At 65.3% G+C, this 19,446-nt stretch carries 15 protein-coding genes; 4 read left to right on the forward strand and 11 right to left on the reverse strand.

Translation table 11 applies throughout. The features are described from left to right. Nucleotides 1-47 precede the first annotated feature (47 nt). Together AC07P1_RS26250 and AC07P1_RS26255 are read right to left on the reverse strand one after the other, a co-directional pair. Complete coding sequence (locus tag AC07P1_RS26250) at nucleotides 48-704, reverse strand: GIN domain-containing protein (protein ID WP_494698600.1); 657 nt, start codon at nucleotides 702-704, stop codon at nucleotides 48-50. Between the two features lie 125 nt (nucleotides 705-829). Then, on the reverse strand, nucleotides 830-1,765 hold the full coding sequence (locus tag AC07P1_RS26255) for a LysR family transcriptional regulator (protein ID WP_494698601.1): 936 nt from the start codon (nucleotides 1,763-1,765) through the stop codon (nucleotides 830-832). A 128-nt stretch (nucleotides 1,766-1,893) separates the two neighbouring features. Here AC07P1_RS26255 and AC07P1_RS26260 point away from each other — a divergent pair, with 128 nt between their 5' ends. Both AC07P1_RS26260 and AC07P1_RS26265 read left to right on the forward strand, forming a co-directional pair. Next, complete coding sequence (locus AC07P1_RS26260) at nucleotides 1,894-2,634, forward strand: substrate-binding domain-containing protein (RefSeq protein ID WP_494698723.1); 741 nt, start codon at nucleotides 1,894-1,896, stop codon at nucleotides 2,632-2,634. 21 nt (nucleotides 2,635-2,655) lie between these two features. Then, entirely contained in the window at nucleotides 2,656-3,969 is a 1,314-nt protein-coding gene (locus AC07P1_RS26265) for an MFS transporter (protein WP_494698602.1), read from the forward strand. Nucleotides 3,970-3,991: 22 nt separating this feature from the next. Here the strand turns inward: AC07P1_RS26265 and AC07P1_RS26270 are convergent, their stop codons facing one another. The 7 genes from AC07P1_RS26270 to AC07P1_RS26300 all read right to left on the reverse strand — a co-directional run bounded on the left by AC07P1_RS26270 (nucleotide 3,992) and on the right by AC07P1_RS26300 (nucleotide 15,027). Then, nucleotides 3,992-6,559, reverse strand: a complete 2,568-nt coding sequence (locus AC07P1_RS26270; RefSeq protein ID WP_494698603.1) for a chemotaxis protein CheW — start codon at nucleotides 6,557-6,559, stop codon at nucleotides 3,992-3,994. A 108-nt stretch (nucleotides 6,560-6,667) separates the two neighbouring features. Further along, nucleotides 6,668-6,958 (reverse strand): PsiF family protein, encoded by a 291-nt coding sequence (locus AC07P1_RS26275; RefSeq protein WP_494698724.1) that lies wholly within the window; start codon nucleotides 6,956-6,958, stop codon nucleotides 6,668-6,670. A 141-nt stretch (nucleotides 6,959-7,099) separates the two neighbouring features. Next, nucleotides 7,100-8,623, reverse strand: a complete 1,524-nt coding sequence (locus AC07P1_RS26280) for a tryptophan halogenase family protein (RefSeq protein ID WP_494698604.1) — start codon at nucleotides 8,621-8,623, stop codon at nucleotides 7,100-7,102. Between the two features lie 13 nt (nucleotides 8,624-8,636). Then, entirely contained in the window at nucleotides 8,637-9,653 is a 1,017-nt protein-coding gene (locus AC07P1_RS26285) for a cupin-like domain-containing protein (protein ID WP_494698605.1), read from the reverse strand. Further along, a complete protein-coding gene (locus AC07P1_RS26290; protein WP_494698606.1) occupies nucleotides 9,646-10,356 on the reverse strand; it encodes a SapC family protein in 711 nt (236 codons plus the stop codon). The genes AC07P1_RS26285 and AC07P1_RS26290 overlap by 8 nt, the downstream gene beginning before the upstream one ends. A gap of 19 nt (nucleotides 10,357-10,375) precedes the next feature. Continuing rightward, nucleotides 10,376-11,890 (reverse strand): tryptophan halogenase family protein, encoded by a 1,515-nt coding sequence (locus tag AC07P1_RS26295; protein ID WP_494698607.1) that lies wholly within the window; start codon nucleotides 11,888-11,890, stop codon nucleotides 10,376-10,378. 122 nt (nucleotides 11,891-12,012) lie between these two features. Next, nucleotides 12,013-15,027: a TonB-dependent receptor gene (locus AC07P1_RS26300; RefSeq protein WP_494698608.1), complete on the reverse strand. Its 3,015-nt coding sequence runs from the start codon at nucleotides 15,025-15,027 to the stop codon at nucleotides 12,013-12,015. 232 nt (nucleotides 15,028-15,259) lie between these two features. On the opposite strand from AC07P1_RS26300, the gene AC07P1_RS26305 reads away from it, so the two are divergent. Then, complete coding sequence (locus AC07P1_RS26305) at nucleotides 15,260-16,084, forward strand: polysaccharide deacetylase family protein (protein ID WP_494698609.1); 825 nt, start codon at nucleotides 15,260-15,262, stop codon at nucleotides 16,082-16,084. A gap of 7 nt (nucleotides 16,085-16,091) precedes the next feature. After that, nucleotides 16,092-17,102, forward strand: coding sequence for a LacI family DNA-binding transcriptional regulator (locus AC07P1_RS26310; protein ID WP_494698610.1), 1,011 nt, complete (start codon nucleotides 16,092-16,094; stop codon nucleotides 17,100-17,102). Nucleotides 17,103-17,303: 201 nt separating this feature from the next. On the opposite strand, the gene AC07P1_RS26315 is transcribed toward AC07P1_RS26310, so the two are convergent. Together AC07P1_RS26315 and AC07P1_RS26320 are read right to left on the reverse strand one after the other, a co-directional pair. Continuing rightward, on the reverse strand, nucleotides 17,304-17,918 hold the full coding sequence (locus AC07P1_RS26315) for a hypothetical protein (protein WP_494698611.1): 615 nt from the start codon (nucleotides 17,916-17,918) through the stop codon (nucleotides 17,304-17,306). Nucleotides 17,919-18,018: 100 nt separating this feature from the next. Beyond that, nucleotides 18,019-19,332, reverse strand: coding sequence for a S8 family serine peptidase (locus AC07P1_RS26320; protein WP_494698612.1), 1,314 nt, complete (start codon nucleotides 19,330-19,332; stop codon nucleotides 18,019-18,021). Between the last annotated feature and the right edge of the window lie 114 nt (nucleotides 19,333-19,446).

The following is a 19,446-nucleotide window of genomic DNA, read 5'->3' on the forward strand; positions in this document are numbered from 1 at the left end:
ATGGTACCCGCAATCGCAACGCGTGTCACCGCGCCGGCCGGCCCGGTTTAGTCCCTGGCGTTGACGCTGCCGATGCCCGATACCGATTTGTTGACGGTTTTCGGCTTGCCGTAGTAGTTCAGGGAACCCATGCCCTTGGCCACGGCGTTGAGCAGATCGCTGGCGTAGACGCTGACGCTGCCCACGCCTTCAAAGTTGACGTCGACCCGTTCCGCGTGCAGTGCCTTGGTGTCGACCTGGCCCACACCCTTGGCGTTCAGGCGCAGGTATTTGACCTTGCCGCTGGCGACCAGCTGGCCGGCGCCCAGGTAGCCGATGTCCAGGCGGTCGGTATTGACCTTGCTGATGATGGTTTCGCCGGCGCCTTCGACCTTTACCCGGCTCAGGGTGGGCACGGTGATGACGATGCGCGGATCGCCCTTGGAGCCCTCGTAGCTCTTATCGGGCATGGTGATCTGCAGTTCGTTGTCGACCACCGTGGTCTTGAGGTCGGCGACGAACCTGTCGTCGCCGCGCACCACCACCGACTGCGTCTTGCCCGCTTCGACCGTCATCGCGAACGCGCCCTTGGCGTTGACGGCGATGAACGGCGGCAGCGCGCGCACCGATTCGGCCGCCAGCGCCGGGGCGCTCACCGCGTACAGGGTGGAGGTCAGGGCGCCGAGGAGGGCGGTGGTCAGGACGGCGGAAGCGGTGCGGCGCATGGTGAATCCTTGTTGGTTTGTTCAATGGTTACTTATTTTGATAACGTTGATTTTACTGAACTTCGCCACCATGGCCGACAACTTTGCGACGAACTGCAAAAAAGTGGCGATGTGTTGCGCTGCGGCTACGGTTTAATTTGGCTGGCCGTCGTCCGGGCGCCGGCGGTCCGCTTCGACAGCGATTGCTTGAGCAGGTCGACCAACCGTTGGGCGCCCGGCGACAACACATGGCCGCCGCGCCGAATCACGCCCAGGGTGCGGTTCAGGTCCTGGTTTTTCAGCGGCACGGCGCGCAGGCCGTCGCCGTCGCGCATCGCCAGACGCGGCACCACGGCCACGCCCAGGCCCGCCTTGACCATCTCCAGCAACGTCGACACGTGCTGCACCTCGATGAAGCCGGGCACGCGCTGGTCGGCCGGGCGCCGAGCGCGGTCCAGCAGCAAGCGGTTGCCGCTGGTCTGCGCCACCGTCATGTAGGGATGGCCGCCGATGTCGTCCCAGTCCACGGCGCGCTTGCGCGCCAGCGGATGGTCGGGCGGGCAGGCCAGCACGAAGCGCTCCTGCAGAATGGGCTCGAAGACGATGCCCGGCTCCTGGCCGCCGAGGAAGTTGACGCCGAAATCGCAGCCGCCGCGCACCACCTGGCTGAGCACTTCGGCCGAACCCTCGTCGATCACGCGGATGCGGATCTTCGGGAATTCGGCGTGGAAGCGCCGCAGCACCGGCGGCAGCATGTGGTGCGCCACCGACGGCACGCAGGCCACCGCCACCTCGCCGTAGTGGCGCAGCGAGATGCCGCTGATATTGTGCAGCGACGCCTCGACGCCGTTGAGGATCTCCGCCGCCTTGTCGAAAAACTCGCGTCCCACCAGGGTCAGGCTCACGCGCCGCGTGGTGCGCTCGAACAGCCGCGCGTCGAGCGCCTGTTCCAGCTTGGCGACGCGGCGCGACAGCGCCGGCTGCGACAGGTTGAGCGATTGCGCCGCCGCCCGGAAGCCGCCTTGCTCGACCACCGCCACCATCGCCTGCAGGTCGGACAAGTCGAATCGCAGCTGGTTCATGATTGATGCCTTTGGGTGATCAATGGATAGGAAATGAACATTTTACTTTATCAATCGCGCTTCCGATAATGAGCGCAAATCCTTAAAAGAATGGAGACGGCACCGTGTTCACCCGCTTTTTATCGGCCCTGCTACTGGGCTGCGCGCTGTTCTCCGGCGCGGCCGGCGCCGAGCAGATCGACGTCATGAATTCCGGCGGTTTCACCGCCGCCTACAAAGCGTTACAAACGAAATTCGAAGCCGCATCCGGCCACACGCTCAATACCGCATGGGGACCGTCGATGGGCAAATCCCCGCAGGCGATCCCCAACCGCCTGGCGAGCGGCGAGCCGGCCGATGTCGTCATCATGGTGGCCTACGCGCTGGACGAGTTGATCAAGCAAGGCGTGGTCGATCCGGCCAGCCGCACCGAGCTGGCCGATTCGCGCATCGGCATGGTGGTGCGCGCCGGCGCCGCGCCGCCCGACATCTCCACGCCGGAAAAACTCAAACAGGCGATGCTCGCGGCGCGTTCGATCGGCTACTCCGACAGCGCCAGCGGCGTTTATATCGAGCGTGAGCTGTTCGACAAGCTCGGTATCGCCAAGCAAGTCAAATCCAAAGCGCGTATGATCGAGAAGACACCGGTGGCCGCCCTGGTGGCCAGCGGCGACATCGAGATCGGCTTCCAGCAGGTCAGCGAACTGCTGCCCGTTCCCGGCGTCGTGCTGGCCGGACGCCTGCCCGAATCGCTGCAAAAGGTCACCGTGTTTGCCGCCGGCGTTCCGGTCAAGGCGCGCCATCCCGGCGGGGGCCGGGAGCTGATCGCCTATCTGGCTTCCGCCGCCGCCCGTGACGAGGTCCGCGCCAGCGGACTCGATCCCAAGTAACCGCACCGCATCGAGGACCACATGACATCCACCGCTTTACAAAAAAACGCGCAATCCCGCCCCGGCACCGTTTTCCGCGTCGTCAGCGGAAATTTCATGGAGATGTTCGACTTCTTCCTGTTCGGGTTCTACGCCACCGCCATCGCCAACGCCTTCTTCCCGGCCGGCGACGAGCTGGCGTCGCTGATGATGACCTTCATGACCTTTGGCGCCGGCTTCCTGATGCGGCCACTGGGCGCCATCCTCCTCGGCGCCTATGTCGACCGCGTCGGCCGCCGCAAGGGATTGATCGTCACCCTGGCGCTGATGGCGATGGGCACCTTGCTGATCGCCTGCGTGCCGGGTTACGCCACCATTGGTTATGCGGCGCCGCTGCTGGTGCTCACAGGCCGCCTGCTGCAGGGCTTTTCGGCCGGCGTGGAACTGGGCGGCGTGTCGGTCTACCTGGCCGAGATGGCGACGCCGGGCCGCAAGGGCTTTTATGTCAGCTGGCAGTCGGCCAGCCAGCAGGTCGCCGTGGTGGCCGCCGCCGCGCTGGGCTACGGCTTGAACCAGTGGCTGACACCGGCGCAGGTGGGCGAGTGGGGCTGGCGCATTCCGTTCTTCGTCGGCTGCATGATCGTGCCGGTGCTGTTCGCGATCCGCCGCTCGTTGCAGGAGACCGAGGAGTTCAAGGCCCGCAAGCACCGCCCCGAGGTCAGGGAGATCTTCCGCTCGATGCTGAACAACTGGGCGCTGGTCATCTCCGGCATGATGCTGGTGGCGATGACCACCGTGTCGTTCTACCTGATCACCGTCTACACGCCGACCTTCGGCAAGAGCGTGCTGCACCTGACCACCAGCGCGGCGTTGATCGTTACCCTGTGCGTCGGCGTGTCCAACTTCATCTGGCTGCCGGTGATGGGCGCCTTGTCGGACCGCGTCGGACGGCGTCCGCTGTTGCTGTGCTTTTCGCTGCTGGCGATACTGACCGCGTATCCGGCGCTGCACTGGCTGGTGCGGGCGCCAAGCTTCGCCCATATGCTGGAAGTGGAACTTTGGTTGTCCTTCCTGTACGCCAGCTACAACGGCGCCATGGTGGTGGCGCTGACCGAGGTGATGCCGGTCGAAGTGCGCACGGTCGGCTTCTCGCTGGCCTACAGCCTGGCGACGGCGGTGTTCGGCGGCTTCACGCCGGCGATCGCCACGGGCCTGATCGAGTACACCGGCGACAAGAGCGCGCCGGGTTGGTGGATGACGTTCGCCGCCGCCTGCGGCCTGTGCGCGACATTGATCCTGTATCGCCGCCAGCGCCTGCTGGGCGCCGAAACCCCGGCCGGAAGCATGGCCGCGTAAAAAGAGGCGGCGCCTGCCGCCGTCAGGTGCGCAGGCGCGCGAACAGGCGCTCGATATCGATTTCCTGTATCAGCAGGTTGCCCTGATTGGCTTTGATCAGGCGCGGCGCCAAGGTCGACTCGCCTGATCCCATGGGCGATTCGGTCATGTCGGCGGCGTCGAACTGCTGCACCGAATGCAGATCGTCGACCAGCAGGCCGATGGTGCTGTCGCCCAGGTGCACCAGCATCACCTGGCTGTTGTCGGTCACGACGCCGGCTTTACCGGTCGCCAGCAACGCCAGATCGAACACCCACACAAAATGTTTCTTACCGCCGGCCAGCGGCACGTCCAGCATGCCGAGGCGCGCCGGGTTGTTGCCGGCCGCCTTATTCACTTTCGAGAAGGGCACGGCCTCCTGTATCCGCGCCGCCTTCAGCGCCATCAAGGTGCGGCCGACGTGGAAGATGGCGAAATCCGGGCCGGTATCGCTGCGGCGCTCGATCCGCGCCGGTGGTACCGGCATCGTCGATTTGTCGCGCACGGGGCCGAACGACTCGATCAGCACCGACAGCACCGGTTGCTCGATGTCCGCATTCGGGCCGGCACGGAACTCGCGATATCCCGAGGCGCGCGTGCACGCCGCGATCACATATTGGCCGCCATGCAGCATGATCCGCGCGACGCTGGCGCCGCCGCCGTTTTCGGCCGCCGCCAGCAGGCCGGCGTCCAGCGACAGGGTATCGCCGGGCGCACAGGCCGGGTCGGTGGACGACAGGATGCGGCGTTCCGGCGTGATGAAGAAGGCATGCATGTTGCGGCGTCCCGCCACGCCGCTATGCAGCATGTTGAGCAGCTCCGGGCGCGAATCGAACACGATGCCGATGCCGCCCACCACGGTGGAGGTTTGCTCCGGGTGGCGGATCGCCGCGTGATAGATGAACGTCGGCTCGCCGCCGTACAGGGGCGATGGCGCGAACGGCTCGGCATAGTGATCCAGTTCGCCGCGCAGCGCGCAAACCCGGCCCAGGGTGGCGCCATCGATATGGGGGCCGATACTGGTTGGCAGATCATCGCTTTCGCCGGTGCTGGCGACGATGCGGCCGGCGCGATCGTAGACGAACAGGCGCGCGTACACGGTGTACAGGCTGTTGATGTAGGCGAGGACCGCGGTCATCGCGGCGGCTTGTTCGGCCGATGGATGGGCCAGGCCGCGCCGCAGCTGCGCCGTCAGCGCCCACCAGCGGCAATCGTTGGCGCGCTCGTACAGATTGCGGTCCAGCATATCGACCAGCAACCGCGAGGTCAGTTCGGCCTCGCTGATGCTGGCGGTCAGCACGGTCTGGTACAGGTCCTGGATCGAGCGCGAAAAGATCGCGTCGCTGCGGCCACCCGTCTCGGTGATCTGATCGAGCACGGTATTGAGTTTGTTGACGTTGCCGTTGTGGTGTCCAAGGCCGTCCACCTGGTCGTCGGCGGCGCTGGTGACCTTGCCGTTCCACACGATGCGTTCGATGGTGCGGGTGGTGCGCGTCACCGCAGTCATTAAATCATGCAGGGTCGGGCTGAACGCCTGCGCGTGCGACAGCAGGCCCTCGATCAACTGCGGATCGGCGCCGCCCAGCGCGTCGGCGCCGGCGTTGCGGAAGGCCAGATCGACGGGCATCATCAACTGCCCCTTCCAGCCGGACGGGCCGGGATAGCCCTGATAGCCGTCGGAGCGGAAGGTGCGCACCAGGTATTCGCGGCCGGCAAACATCATCAGCCGTGGCAGGCCGTCGACGTTGGTCGGCACCTTGACGCCGGCGGGTATCCACAGCGGATCGGCGCTGCTGATGACGCGGTCCTGCGCGTCGAGCAGCAGCATGTTGGCGCGGTGCGACGGATCGCGGTAGGACGCGAAGATGGCATCCATCTCCTGGTCGAAATTGAAGCACAGGCACAGCACGCCGGCCGGCTCGCCGCTGTCCGGGTTCAGCATGCGGTGCGAATACACCAGCGCGCGCGGTTTGCCGGGCCGCAGGTCGGTGGCGCGGAAGGTCTCGACATAGCCGGAGGCGGCCAGCGTTTCGGCCAGCAGCGGATCGCGGCTGTGGGTTACCGGGGTGGCGGGATCGGCCTGCACCAGCACGCGCCCGTCCAGGTCCAGCAGCAGGATCTCGTCGTAGACGGTGTATTTGTCGCGGTAGTCGGACAGGCGTTGGCGTGCCGCTTCGAGGCCGTCGCCATCATCATCGCCATCGATGCCGGCGACAAAGCGGCACAGATCGACGTCGGTGGCCAGGAATCCGACATCGGCGGTGCGTTCGAACAGGTTGCGGACCAGGATGTCGATCGCATAGCGCGCCTGGGTACCCAGGTCGGCCAGCACATGGCGCACCTTTTCCTGCACCAGATTGGCGATCAGCGCCCGTTCCAGCTGAGCGAAACCGGTGCGCGTGGCCACCATCGCCGGCAGCAGCAGGCGGGCCTCGGCCGGGCAATTCATCTTGGCCGACGACTCGATCAACTGCCACATTTGATTGAGCTCGCGCAGCGACAGCTCGCAGCGGGCGACGTCCGGCATATAGGGCAAAAAGGTGTCGGAGCTGGCGGCGGGTGACGTTTTCATATCCTGGGTTCGACACAAAAAAGTATTTCCCCAGCAATTTTTATGCCAGATAGGCAAGAGTCGGTGAAAAAAACGCCATCTGTTGCGGATGGCGTTTTGATCCGACTATCAGGCCTTGTTACTGAGGCATGTTTTCATGAATGCCTTGCGTTCGTCGCCTTTTTTTCCGGTGGCGTCGGCATTACATTTTTTCATCTTGTCTTGCTGGGTCAGCTTCGCTTCGGGCGCCGCCGGCTTCGCGCTCAGGCATTCCTTCATGAAGGCCTTGCGCTCATCGCCTTTTTTTCCGGCCGCATCGGCGTTACAGGTTTTCATCTTGCTTTGCTGGGCTGTCGGCTCGGCGGCGAACACCGCGCCGCTCAGTGACAGAATCAGGCTGGCAACGAACAGTTTTTTCATCATGGTTTCCTCTGCGGTCGAAATGCGAATGGTCGGGCCCGTGGCCACATGAGGACTATAACTGAAGTTGCTGCCGCCAGGACAGTTTCCCGTCGCCAGCCAGATTACGGCTCGGTAATTTTCACCCCCGGGCCCATCCCTTTATGCGGCTTTGACCGATTCGGGGCGGCCGCAGTAGCGTTGGACGTAGGCCTGGTGCGCCGGCAGTTGCACCACCGTGCGGTCGACGTTGGACTTGATGTTGCCCAGGAATTGCTTGAGCTCTTCGTCGCCCATCAGGTCCGCCGTCTGGTGGTGCGACCGCGGCATGATGCCTTGGCCCAGCATCACCTGGATCCACGAGTTTTCGGCGAACAGTTCGTTCGGGATGCGGAACACGCGGCCCGTTTCGCGGAACAGGTCGATGCGGTGCTTGAGCGTGTCCGGAATGCTCATCTCGCGGCAGTCGATCCAGAACTGCGTGTCGGTGCGGTTGTTGACGTGGTAGTGCAGGATGATGAAGTCGCGTATGTGCTCGATCTCGCGGTTGCATTGGGCGTTGTATTCCTCGATGTCGGTTTGGCGCACGCCATCCGACGGGAACATCTGCATCAGCCGCACCACGCTGCGCTGGATCAGGTGGATGCTGGTCGATTCGATCGGTTCGAGGAAGCCGCTCGACAAGCCGATGGCGACCACGTTGCCCTTCCAGGTTTGCTTGCGCTGGCACGGCTTGAACTTGATCACGCGTGGCTCGATCAGGGCGCGGCCTTCGACGTTGGCCATCAGCTGCTTGTGCGCGGTGTCGTCGTCCAGGTAGCGGCTCGAGTAGACGATGCCGTTGCCGACGCGGTGCTGCAGCGGGATGCGCCACTGCCAGCCCGCCTGGTGCGCCATCGAGCGTGTCAGCGGGATGGCGTCGTCGACCGCCTCGGTCTGCACGGCGATGGCGCGGTCGCAGAACAGCCATTGCGACCAGTCTTCCATCGGTTCCTCCATCGCGTCGCCGATCAGCAGGCCGCGGAAGCCGGTGCAGTCGATGAATAAGTCGCCCTCGATCTCCTGCCCCGACGCCAGCACGATCGAGCGCACGTCGCCACCTTCCTGTTTGGTGTAGCGGACGATCTTGCCCTCGATGCGCTGCACGCCGCGCGGTTCGCTCAGGCGCCGCAGGTATTTGGCGTAGCGGCTCGCGTCCAGGTGGTAGGCGTAGTTCATGCCGTTGTTGGGCAGGTGCGCGAAGCGGTGCTCCAGCGAGGCCTTGAGCTCCAGGCAGTAGTCGCCGTAGTCGCTGGCCAGCCCGCGCTCGACGCCCTTGTGCCAGAAGTGCTGGAAGCCCGCCGTCCAGTGGTCCACGCCGGTGAAGCCGAAGGAGTGGATGTAGTTCTCCTTGACGTTGCGCCACTGCTCGAAGGAGATGCCCAGCTTGAACGTGGCCTGGGTCTCGGCCATGAATTCCTGCTCGTTGATCTCGAGCAGATTGTGGAAGTTCATCAGGGTCGGGATGGTCGCCTCGCCGACGCCGACCGTGCCGATTTCGTCGGACTCGATCAGTTTGATGTCGAGGCGCTTGCCCAGCACCTTGGCGATGCCGGCGGCGACCATCCAGCCGGCGGTGCCGCCGCCGCAGATGACGACGCGGCGCACCGCTTGTCGGTTGTTGGTATCTTTGTTTTGGTCTTGCATTTTGCCGGTCTCCTTAACGGTTCAGCTTTTTTAGTATTTGGGCGCGCAACGCGCGCGCGCCGTCGGCCGTCAGCGGCGCCAGCACGTGGCGCGCCGCTTCCGGTATGTGTTGCGCCGTTTCTTCGTCGGCTTCGAATATGTAGTGGCGGAAGACTTCCTGCCACGCCTTGCGTTGTTCCGGCGGCAGCCCGCGCATCGTCAGGAAGGCCGTCATCAGGGCGTTGGTCGGCGTGTCCATGAATTCCGGCGTGCGCTGCCACCAGTAATTGATCAGCACATTGAAGGCGTCCAGCGCTTCGATGTGGTGCCACCACATGCTGGGGATGAAGATCGCGTCGCCCGGTCCGAGCACCGCGCTTTGCGCATGCTCCAGTGCCTCCGCATAGCGCGGGAATTTGCCGAAGTCCGGCTTCAGCATGTCCACCAGGCTGATGGCCTGGCCGGCCGGCGTGAAGTCGAGCGGGCCGATATACAGGTTCTTCAGCTGCTCCGGCGGGAACAGCATGAAGCGCCGGTGGCCCGCCGCCACCACCGCCAGGTTGTCCGGCACGTCGTAGTGGGCGGCGATGCGGGTGCGGTTGCCGATCCAGATGCTCATCAAGGCGTCGCGGCCGCCCAGATCGAGGTCGTTGTGTTCGCGGAAGCCGGGCAGGCAGGTCTCGACGCTGGTCGATCCCACGTACACGGTCGGCGGCCGTTCCATGTCGCGCTTGACGCGGATTTCATCGAGCACGCCGGTCAGCTTGGCGTGCACCGGGTAGAAATTGAAGCCGCTCATATCCTCGTTGTAGAAGAAACGGCCCTCGGCCTCCGGTGGGCCCAGCATGGCGCCGACGGTGGCGCCGGTGGTGGCGTCGCCATAGAAGCGGCGCAGGTAGGCGTCGCCCCGCTCGTGCGATTCGCGCGCCTCCCGCACCATCGGCCAGCCGGCGGCCAGGCCGCGCAGCACGATGGGCTGGGTGGCGGCCAGGATGTCGTCGGTCAGCTCTTTCGGGCCGACGCCGGCGATCTCGCGTATCGCTTTAGGCATGGAGCGCGTTCTTGCGGTCGATCAGCGCGCGGAAGTTCGACAACGACGCGAGCACCATGTAGATGGCGTGCAGGTGGCCGCCTGCATGCAGCTTTGCGATGACGTCGCCGCTCAAGCCGGCCAGGCGGTCTTCGTTGATCGTGTAGAAGCCGGCCAGGCGGTTTTGCGAGCCGTCGTCGAGGCCCACATCGAGCACGAAGCTTTCCAGCAGCTCGTGCTCCACCAAGGTGGCCAGGAACAGCGGCATGTCCTGCATGCCGTTGTGGATCGCCGCCAGCAGCGAGTTGACGCGCTCCAGGTAATCGGTGGTGCCGCCGTGCGGCTTGAAGACTTCCTCGCCCTCGCTGTCGCTGACGCGCGGGTTTTCGATATCGATGTGCACCGTCAGGTCCTGGCCGTCGGCGCCGCCCATGCCGATCAGGAAGGGCTGGCGCTCGACCAGCATCGGGATGTAGACGGCGTCCCAGCGCTCGCCCTGGAGGAACAGGTTCTCGCCCTCCTGGAAGCCGAGCAGCGCGATCGGCTCGAAGCCGACGCCGTCGGTGGTCTGGCGGAAGACGATCGGGTAGCAGGCCTGGATGTTGCGGAATTCGGCGGGGAAGGTGGGCGCCGCCATCTGCGCGTCGCCGAAGCGCGCGCCGCGCCGGGTGATGACGCGCAGGTTTTTGTGTTCTACGTTGTTGAGTAATACTGGTTTTGGCATGACTTGTCTCGAATAATAATTATGTGCGGAGGCCGTGGCGTTTGATGTGCTCTATCAGCTCGCGGTTGGTGGGAAGTGCGTCCAGCATCTTCTGTGTCAGGTTGGCCGCTTCGCGGAAATAGCCGTCGGCCATCGCCGCTTCGTGCGGGTGTTGCTTGGTGAATTCGGTGCCGCGGCCCATGCCGTACAGGATGTACTGGTAGCTGGCCGACGGGAACACTTCCTCGATGCGGTTGAAGTCGCTGCGCGACGGCGCGCGGTGGCGCCACAAGGTCAGCAGCTCGCCCAGGCGCTCCGGCACATGTTCGGCGTCGGTGTTGTCGCGCCAGTAGGCGCTGTCGCGGCGCTTGCTCAACACGTAGTGCAGCTTGAGGAAATCGATCACCCGCTCCCAGCGGTAGGTGAAGTGTTCGTTGAAGCGTTTGGCGACGATGTCCATGGCCGCGCGCGTGGCCGGCATGTCGTCGCTGACCATGGCGGCCGACATTTCCACCAGCGCCAGGGCCGACGCCTCCAGCGGTTCGATGAAGCCGGCGGACAAGCCGATGGCGACGCAGTTGCGATGCCAGAATTTGGCGCGGTAGCCGGGATCGAAGGTCAGCTTGCGCGGCGTCGGGATGTCCGCCGGCCCGCCGGTCGCCACGATGTAGGCGCGCAATTCCGCTTCGGCCTGGTCGTCGCCGATGTGCGCGCCGGAGTAGACGTGGCCGACGCCGCGCCGCGTCGGCAGGCCGATGTCCCAGATCCAGCCGGCGCTTTGCGCGGTCGACGACGTTTGCGAGGCGATCGGGTAATTGTCGGCGGGGTAGGGGATTTGCACCGCCAGCGCCGAGTCGTTGTACAGCACGTGCTTTTGCGAGACGAAGTCGATGTCGTAGTGCTTGCCCAGCAGCAGCGATTGCATGCCGGTGCAGTCGATGAACAAGTCGCCTTCGAGGGCGCCATGGCGCTGCGTTTGCAAGGAGGCGATGTCGCCGTTGGCGGCCGAATGGATGCCGGTCACGTGGTCCGGCACGTAGCGCACGCCCAGGTTCTCCAGGCAGTGCTTGCGCAGGAACAGGCCGAACTTGCCGGCGTCCAGGTGGTAGCCGTAGTTGGCGACGGCGGCGAATTCCGGCGTGGTGGCCTGCTTGGGCGCCTTGCCGCGCGCGCACAGGTGCGGCTGGTAGCTGACCAGGTCGGCGAACGGTACATCGGGATGCTGGGCCAGCCAGTGCTCCGGCATGTTCACTTCGCCGTAGCCCTGCGGCAACACAAACGGGTGGAAGTAATAGTCGTCGTCGGCGCCGGTGCACCAGCGGTTGAAGCGCGAGCCCTGCTTGAACGAGGCGTCGCATTCGCGGAAAAAGTCGGATTCGGACACGCCGATGCGGCGCAAGGTGTCGCGCATGCTCGGCCAGGTGCCCTCGCCGACGCCGATCGGGGCGACGTCGGGCGATTCGATCAGGGTCACCTGCAGTCCCTCAGGGGAGGTCGCGCGGTGTTCGGCCGCGATCAGGCCGGCGGTCAGCCAACCGGCCGATCCGCCACCCACTATCACTATCCGTCGGATCAGCTCATTGGCCATTCGATGTCCCAGATTATTGCGGAAAGTATAACCGACAAGGCCGCTGACGGGCAGCGGCCTTTTCCTTCCACGGTTGTAATTACACTACATCAGAACTTGTAGCGCGCCCCCAGCATGTAGCGCGGCCCGGCCTGGGTGACCGATTCCACCGCCTGTTTGGTGCGCCCGTGCACGCGCTGGATCGAGTTGCCGGCGTTGATCACCTCGAACTGCAGGCTGATGTTTTTGTTGTAGTTATAGCCAACACTGAGGTCGATCTGGCCGTACGACTCGGTGTACTGCGGGTTCGGGCCGTAGGCGTCGAAGGTCGACGACAGGAACTCGCCGCGCCAGTTGTAGGCCAGGCGCGCGGTCCATTTGTCGTTTTCGAAGATGCCGACGACGTTGGACGAGTTGCTCAGCCCCACCAGCGCGAACTGCTCGCCCAGCCTGGCGTTGTCGTACTTCAGTCCCGAGTTCACATACGTGTAGTTGGTCGAGATGCCGAAGCCGCTGCTGCCGAACATGTGCTGCAGGTTCACCTCGATGCCGTCCAGGCTGGCCTTTTTCTGGTTGGCGAACGTGTTGATCTTGAAGTTGGCGATCGGATCGCTCGGCTGGCCGACGATGGTGCCGGTGGCGTTGCCGGTGCCGGCGTCGTCCGGGCCCGCCGTCACGCCGGGCGCGTTCGGGTGGTTGCGCAAGATATAGTTGCGGATGCAGGTGGTGTCGGCGCCTGTGCAGCCGTTGGCCAGCGCCAGGTTCCACAACGCGCCGCCGACCGGAGTGTGCAGGTTGAACTCCTTGGTGTTGAAGGTCGACTGTCCGGCGTAGTTGCTCAAATCCTTGCGGAAGTAGCCCAGCGAGAAGAAGTTCTGCTGGCCGTAGTACCACTCGTAGGACAGGTCCAGATTCTTCGACTTGACCGGCTTGAGCGCCGGATTGCCTTCCGAACCGCTGCCGCCGTCGACCCGCGCCAGCGAGGCCAAGGTGGTGCCGCCCTGGATCTGGTCGTAGCGCGGCCGGCCGATGCTGTGGCCATAGCTCAGGCGCAGCTTCTGGGTCTTGGTCAGCTCGATGTCCGAGTCCAGGCTTGGCAGGATGTGGTGGTATTTGCCGGTCATGGTGCTGAAGGCAGGTTGGCCGAAGGCGACCGGCAGTTCGTTCTGCGCCGTCCAGCTGATGCTGGTGGCGACCGGCACCAGCGCGGTCGAGACGACGTCGGTCTTCTCGTAGCGCACGCCGAGGGCGGTGCGGATCGGCATTGGCGTGTCCCAGTCGGTGTTGAACTGGACGTAGGCCGACTTCGATTTTTCGTGCACGCGCGAATCGTTGTCGAAGGTGTTCTTCGGCATGTACAGCGCCGGCAGGCCGGAGGCGGTGGCCACCAGCTGGCGCACCTGGGCGAAGTTGAAGGTGTAGAACTGGTTGAACAGCGCCGGGTTGTCGCTGCCGTCGATCTTGTCGAAGTACTGGCGGATGGTGTCCTTGTGCCAGACGCTGCTCGGATAGTCGGCCGGCTTGGTGGCGCCGCCCCAGGAATCGCGCTGGTTGTTGGAGAAGGCCGAGCGGTTGTCGACCTTGGTGGTGCCGGCGCCGAACTTCAGCTCGGACGCCTCGAACACCTTCCACGCGCCCTTGACCTGGGTCTGGTCGACTTCGCCGCGCATGTACGAATTGGTGAAGTTCGAGCCGGTGACCTGCTGGCCGGCCTTGGCGAAGTCCACGCCCTCCATGCTCAGCACGGGGAAGTCCTGGCTGAAGTCGGCCGTGGTGTTGCCGCGGCTGAAGCTGGCCGTGCCGAGCGTGTTGCTCGAGCCGAACGGGCTGTCGGCGCCGGAGGTGGCCGACGAGCGGTGCGCGTCGAGTTCGAAGCGCAGGTCGGTGGTGGGCTTCCAGACGGCGTTGAAGCCGAGCGATTTGTTTTGCGTCCTGGTGGCGAAGTCCGCGCCGCCCATGGCCACGTCCGAGGTGCCGATGGTCGGATCTTTTTCGTTGCGCGGGATGATTTCGGTGTAGCTCAGCGGGCTCGACACCGGACCCTTGGTCCACGAGCTGGCCGACTGGCCGAAGTTGAACCAGGCGCTGATGTCGTTGCGCTTGGTCTGTATCTTGTTTTCCGAGTAGGTGTAGTCGAGCGTGGTGACCAGTTCCTTGACCGGCTTGAACTGCAGGGTCAACTGGCCGTTGGTGCGCTGTCGCTTGACGCCGTTGAAGCTGTAGTTCAGGTTCTGCGGCACCATGTAGACGTCGTTGGGGCCGGGGCGGTTGATGATGTTTTCGGCATACTTGGCGCCCGGCAGCGGAATCGCGCCCCAGCTTTCCTCGTCGCCGCGCACCGGACCGTGCCAGCCGCTGGAGACGGCGGCGCTGTTGTAGCCGAGGTTGCGCTCCTGGTAGCTGCCGGTGATCGCGATGCCGAACTTGCCGTCGGCGAAGGTGTTGCTGTAAATGCCGGACAGTTCCGGCGTGGTCGAGTTGCTGGCCTTGACGTCGGCCGGCAGGTTGTCGTTCGAGGTGTCGTAGACGCCCTTGACGCCGAAGCTGGCGTGCAGGCCGGGACGGTCGAGCGGGCGCGCCGTCATCACGTTGACGGTGGCGCCGATGCCGCCGGTCGGGGTGTCGGCGCGGCTGGTTTTATACACCTGCAGCTGCGAGATCGCCTCCGACGCCAAGTTGGCGAAGTCGAAGGCGCGTCCGTTGAGATCGCCCAGGTTGGAAGTCGGCATCTGGCGGCCGTTGAGCAGCACCATGTTGAAGTCGGGGCCGACGCCGCGCACGGTGATCTTCGAGCCCTCGCCGATCGAGCGGTCGATCGACACGCCGGAGATGCGCTGCAGCGACTCGGCCAGGTTGGTGTCGGGGAACTTGCCGATGTCCTCGGCGACGATGCCGTCGACCACGCCGTCGGAATTGCGCTTCAGGTTCATCGACGAGATCAGCGCCTGGCGCATGCCCGTCACCACCACGCTTTGCACCACCGGCGCCTCGCCGGCCATCTCGACCGGCGCGGCCTGGACGGGCGCCTGGGTTTGCGCGAAGGCCGGCAGGGTCGTGGCCGTGGCCGCGAACGCGCCCGCCACGGCCAGGGTCATGAGTTTCTGTCGTGTCTTTGGATATTGCATGTTGTCTCCTCTGTTTTTATAAACCGCTGTCGTGCTGCCCGCTATCCACCATCGCCAACCTTCGCCGTTATTCCAACCGGCTTGGAAAGGTTTCCATTCGATGCTGGCAAATATAGCATCGTTCGTTTTTTAAAGTCAATTTGCGTTCGCGGGTAAACGCCCGAGGTTTTCGTTGACAGGGCAAATCAAGGCGTGCACCATATGGGAACGTTTCCAAAATGAGACACTTCGGATGACAATACGGATACTTTCAGCGTTGGCGGCGGCGCTGTTGCTGGCCCAGCCGGCGGCGCGGGCACATGGAGCGGCGGAGGCGGCATTCCGCTGGCCCGACGGCGCCCGCGCCGCCGTCAGCCTGTCGTATGACGACTCGCTCGACTCGCAGCTCGACACCGCCCTGCCGACCCTGGACAAGTACGGCCTGAAGGCCAGCTTCTACCTGGAGCTGTCCGCCGGGTCGGTCGGGCGGCGCATGGCGGCGTGGCGGGCGGCGGCGGCCCGTGGCCACGAGCTGGGCAACCACAGCCTGTTCCACCAGTGCTCGGGCAAGGCGCCCGGGCATGAGTGGGTGCGGCCGGAGCGCGATCTCGACACCATGAGCGTGGCGCAGATAGCCGCGCAGGTCCGGTTGGGCAATACGATGCTGGCCGCCATCGACGGCCGGCGCGAGCGCACCTACACGGTGCCCTGCGGCGACACCATGGCCCTCGCCCCGGGAGGCCGCGCCAGCTACCTGCCGGCCATCGCCGGCGAGTTCGTCGCCATGAAGACCACCGGCGGGCAGGCGGTGACGCCGTCGATGGGCGGCCTCGATCCGTACTCGGTGACGGTGCTGGCGCCGGAGGGCTTGAGCGGCAAGGAGCTGATCGCGTTGGCGCGCGAGGCGGCCGAGCGGGGGACGATGGTCAACTTCACCTTCCACGGCATCGGCGGCGACTACCTGGTGACCACGGCCGAGGCGCACGAGGAACTGGTGCGCTATCTGGCCGAGAACCGGCGGACTTATTGGACCGACACCTTCCTGAATATCATGACTTACGTAAAAAAGCAAAAGTGACGAAGCCGTGGCCACCATCAAAGACGTAGCCCGGCTCGCCGGTGTGGGACTGGGGACCGCTTCGCGGGTGGTCAGCGGCAAGGGCTCGGTATCGCCGGCGACGGTGGCCAAGGTGCGCGCGGCGATCGAGGAGCTCGGCTTCCGGCCGTCGCACGCGGCGCGCTCGCTGCTGTCGGGCAGCAGCCGCATGATCGGCGTCTACATACCCGTGCTGAGCGGGACGTTCTACACGCCCATCCTGCAGATTATCGACACCGAGTTGCGCACGGCCGGGCTGCACATGGTGGTGGCGTTCGGCGTCGGGCTGGGCGGCGCGCGTCAGCAGGCGATCGAAGGCATCGAGTTCCTCATCGAACGCGGTTGCGACGGCTTGATCCTGATGACCAATGTGCTGCTGGAGGAGGACATCGCCGCGCTGGGCGCCAAGCAGCATCAGGTGGTGCTGCTCAATCATTATTTCGACAGCATCGCCGGGCAGTGTTTCACGGTCGACCATCAACTGGGCGGCAAGATGGCCGCGCGCGCCTTGCTCGAGCATGGGCATCGCCGGATCGCCGTGGTGTCCGGGCCGTCGAGCTTGCCGGACAACGTGGTGCGTATCGACGCTTTCATGTACGAGCTGGCGGCCCATGGCATCGACACCGGCAAGGTGTGGCTGGTCGAACGCGATTTTTCGCCGGCCGGCGGCTGGTCGGCGGCCAAGGAGCTGATGGAGTCGGGCCATGCCTGCACCGCGATGTTTTGCGCCAATGACGAGATGGCGGTCGGGGCGCTGTCGTATTTCCAGGAGGCGGGGATTCATGTGCCGAGCGAGTTGTCGGTGATCGGGTATGACGATACGCCGAGCGCGGAGTTCTCGGCGCCGCGCCTGACGACGGTGCACATGCCGTGGCGCGAGATGACGCAGAACGGGCTCAATGCGTTGCTGAATGGTTGTTATGATTTGCAGCGGCCGGTGACGCATCAGTATCCGGTGACGATGACCTTGCGGGCTTCGCTGGCGAAGGCGGGCCGCTAGTATTTTGATCTGGAGGCACGTAGGGCGGATTAGCGGGCGAGGCCCGCCAATCCGCCCCGGGGGCCCATCGAAGAGGCAGCCTACCTAGCCGGTAGGCTTTAAGAGGCGGAACGCCGTAATCGGCCATCGATGAGCCGACGGCGGCGCATGCATGGCCGATTACGCTTCGCTAATCCGCCCTACGTGTCTCCGCGAGGGTGCTTAATTCGTCGAAGATTCATTGGCTGCCGCCGCCGAGCCGCTGGCCGAACCGCTCGCGGAACCGCCGGCGCTCACCGTTGGCTTGGCCGCCATGGCCGCCGCGCCGCTGTTGGCCGCGCCTTCCGCCGCCGCCTGCCTGCTGCCGTTGATGGCGCTCGTAACATTCGCCGCGCTCGACTGCGCGTAGCCACGGGTATTCTCCGCCTGCGTCCCGGCCGCGTCGCGCAACGGGCTGGCCGCGCCGCGCGCGCCTTGCACGGCGCTGCCGGCGATCATGCCGGCGCCGCCACTATCCGCACCGATCACGCCTTGCGCGCCGCCGCTGGCGTTGCCGCTTCCCTGGCTGGCCACATTGCTGGCTTTGTTGGATTTGTTGGCATTGCCGGCCTCCCCGGCGCCGGAGCCATTGCGCGTCTGCCGCAACTGGTCCGCATTGATGGTCCCGGCCGCCGAGCGCGTGAACGAACCCATGCCGCTCATTTGTCCGCCTATGCTGCCGGCGCCCCCGACCATGCCGCCCACCCCTCCGCGCCCCAGCAATTGCGCATGCGCCGAGCAGGCGACGCCGATGGACAGGGCGATGATCAGTTGTTTTGCGATGGTGATGTTTTTCATGATGTTCTCCTTGTTGGCGCCACGGACTATCCGCAGCTTTCATAAGGAAAACGTCCGGGCTCGGCCGTTTAATCCATCGCGATGAAAATATTTTTGAAAATTATCGGAACGCCGACGGATCGGTGCGAAACGCGGCGCCGACCACGCCGTGGCCGGTCTCGTTGCTGATGGTGCCGGCGGCGACGCCGGATGCGGTTTTCGCGACGGCGGCCAGGGCCTGCCTGGCCGCGTCCGTGCCGGGCCGGTCCAGCGCGCCGGCCAGCAGCGCGGCGACGATGGGCGACGCGAACGATGTGCCGCGCACGGTGCGGTAGGGCGGGGCGCCGACGGCGGCGCTCACCATGTGATTGCCGGGCGCGGCGAACATCACCTGCGGCCCGCGCGCCGCCTCGGGCAGCGGCCGGCCTTTGGCATCGACGCCGCTGACGCCGACCACGCCCGGATAACTGGCCGGATAGAGCGGCGGCGCGGCGGGACCGTCGTTGCCGACCGCGGCCACCAGCAGGTGGCCGCGCTGCACCATGCGCCTGACGACCTGCTCGAGTATCCGGTTGGGCGGACCGACCAGGCTGATGTTGATCACCGCGATCTGTTCCCTGGCCAGCCAGGCCAGCGCGCCGGCGATCCGCGACGCCGAGCCGCCCGTGGCGCTGTCGCAATAGATGTCGGCCGCGTACAGGGTGGCGTCCGGCGCCACGCCCTTGAACCGGGGGGAACGCCCGATCATCAGCGCGGCCACCGCCGTGCCGTGCGGATTGGGATGGCTGGCGCCGTCGCAACCCCAGGGGACGATGGCGGCGTCGCGAAACACCTCGTGTTCGCGGGCGACGCCGCCATCGACGAGGCCGACACGGACGGTGCCGGGCTTGCCGGCCGGCGCCGCGTTCCGGTCTTCCCGGGGCGTGGCTTGGGCTGGTTCAGGCGCGCCGGCGCTGCCCGTATAGATATGATTGAAGTCGTAGACGCCGTCGGGATCGGCCGCGCGCAGACGTTCCAGCATGGCGGCCGTGTCGGCGCCATCGGGTACGCGCAGCACGGTGACGGCGTCGCCGCCGCCATCGTCGACGACGATCAAGCCGGCCGACCGGGCCGCCGCGATGCCGGCCGGGCTGGACGACCAGGCCAGGATTTCGTGCCGCACCACCGGTTCGCCGCGCGGGTCGGCCTCCAGCGCGTCGCGGTGCCGCTGCAGCAGGTCGCCGATCTGGTTCAGGCGCAGCGCCCGCAGATCGACGATGTCGGCGCGCTGCAGCAGGCGCCGGCCCGGTTCGCGCAGCACATTGCCGTCGAGGCCGTCCTGCAGCGGCACTTGCGGCAATTGCGGCAGTTGCACCTGCGGCAGGCGCAGCTGCGCTGCTGCGGCGCCGGCGGCCAGGGAGCACGCCAGCGCGACAAGCAGTCGCAGCCGTCGCACTTTAAGTAGCGATCTGTTTAGCATAATGGTCGGATGATAGTATAAGCATAGCGCTTCTAACGAATAAACGAACGGGACAGGGATTAAAATCCCTTGCCCCGACGTTTACCTGGT

The organism is Duganella sp. GW821-FHT07F09 (assembly GCF_059418705.1).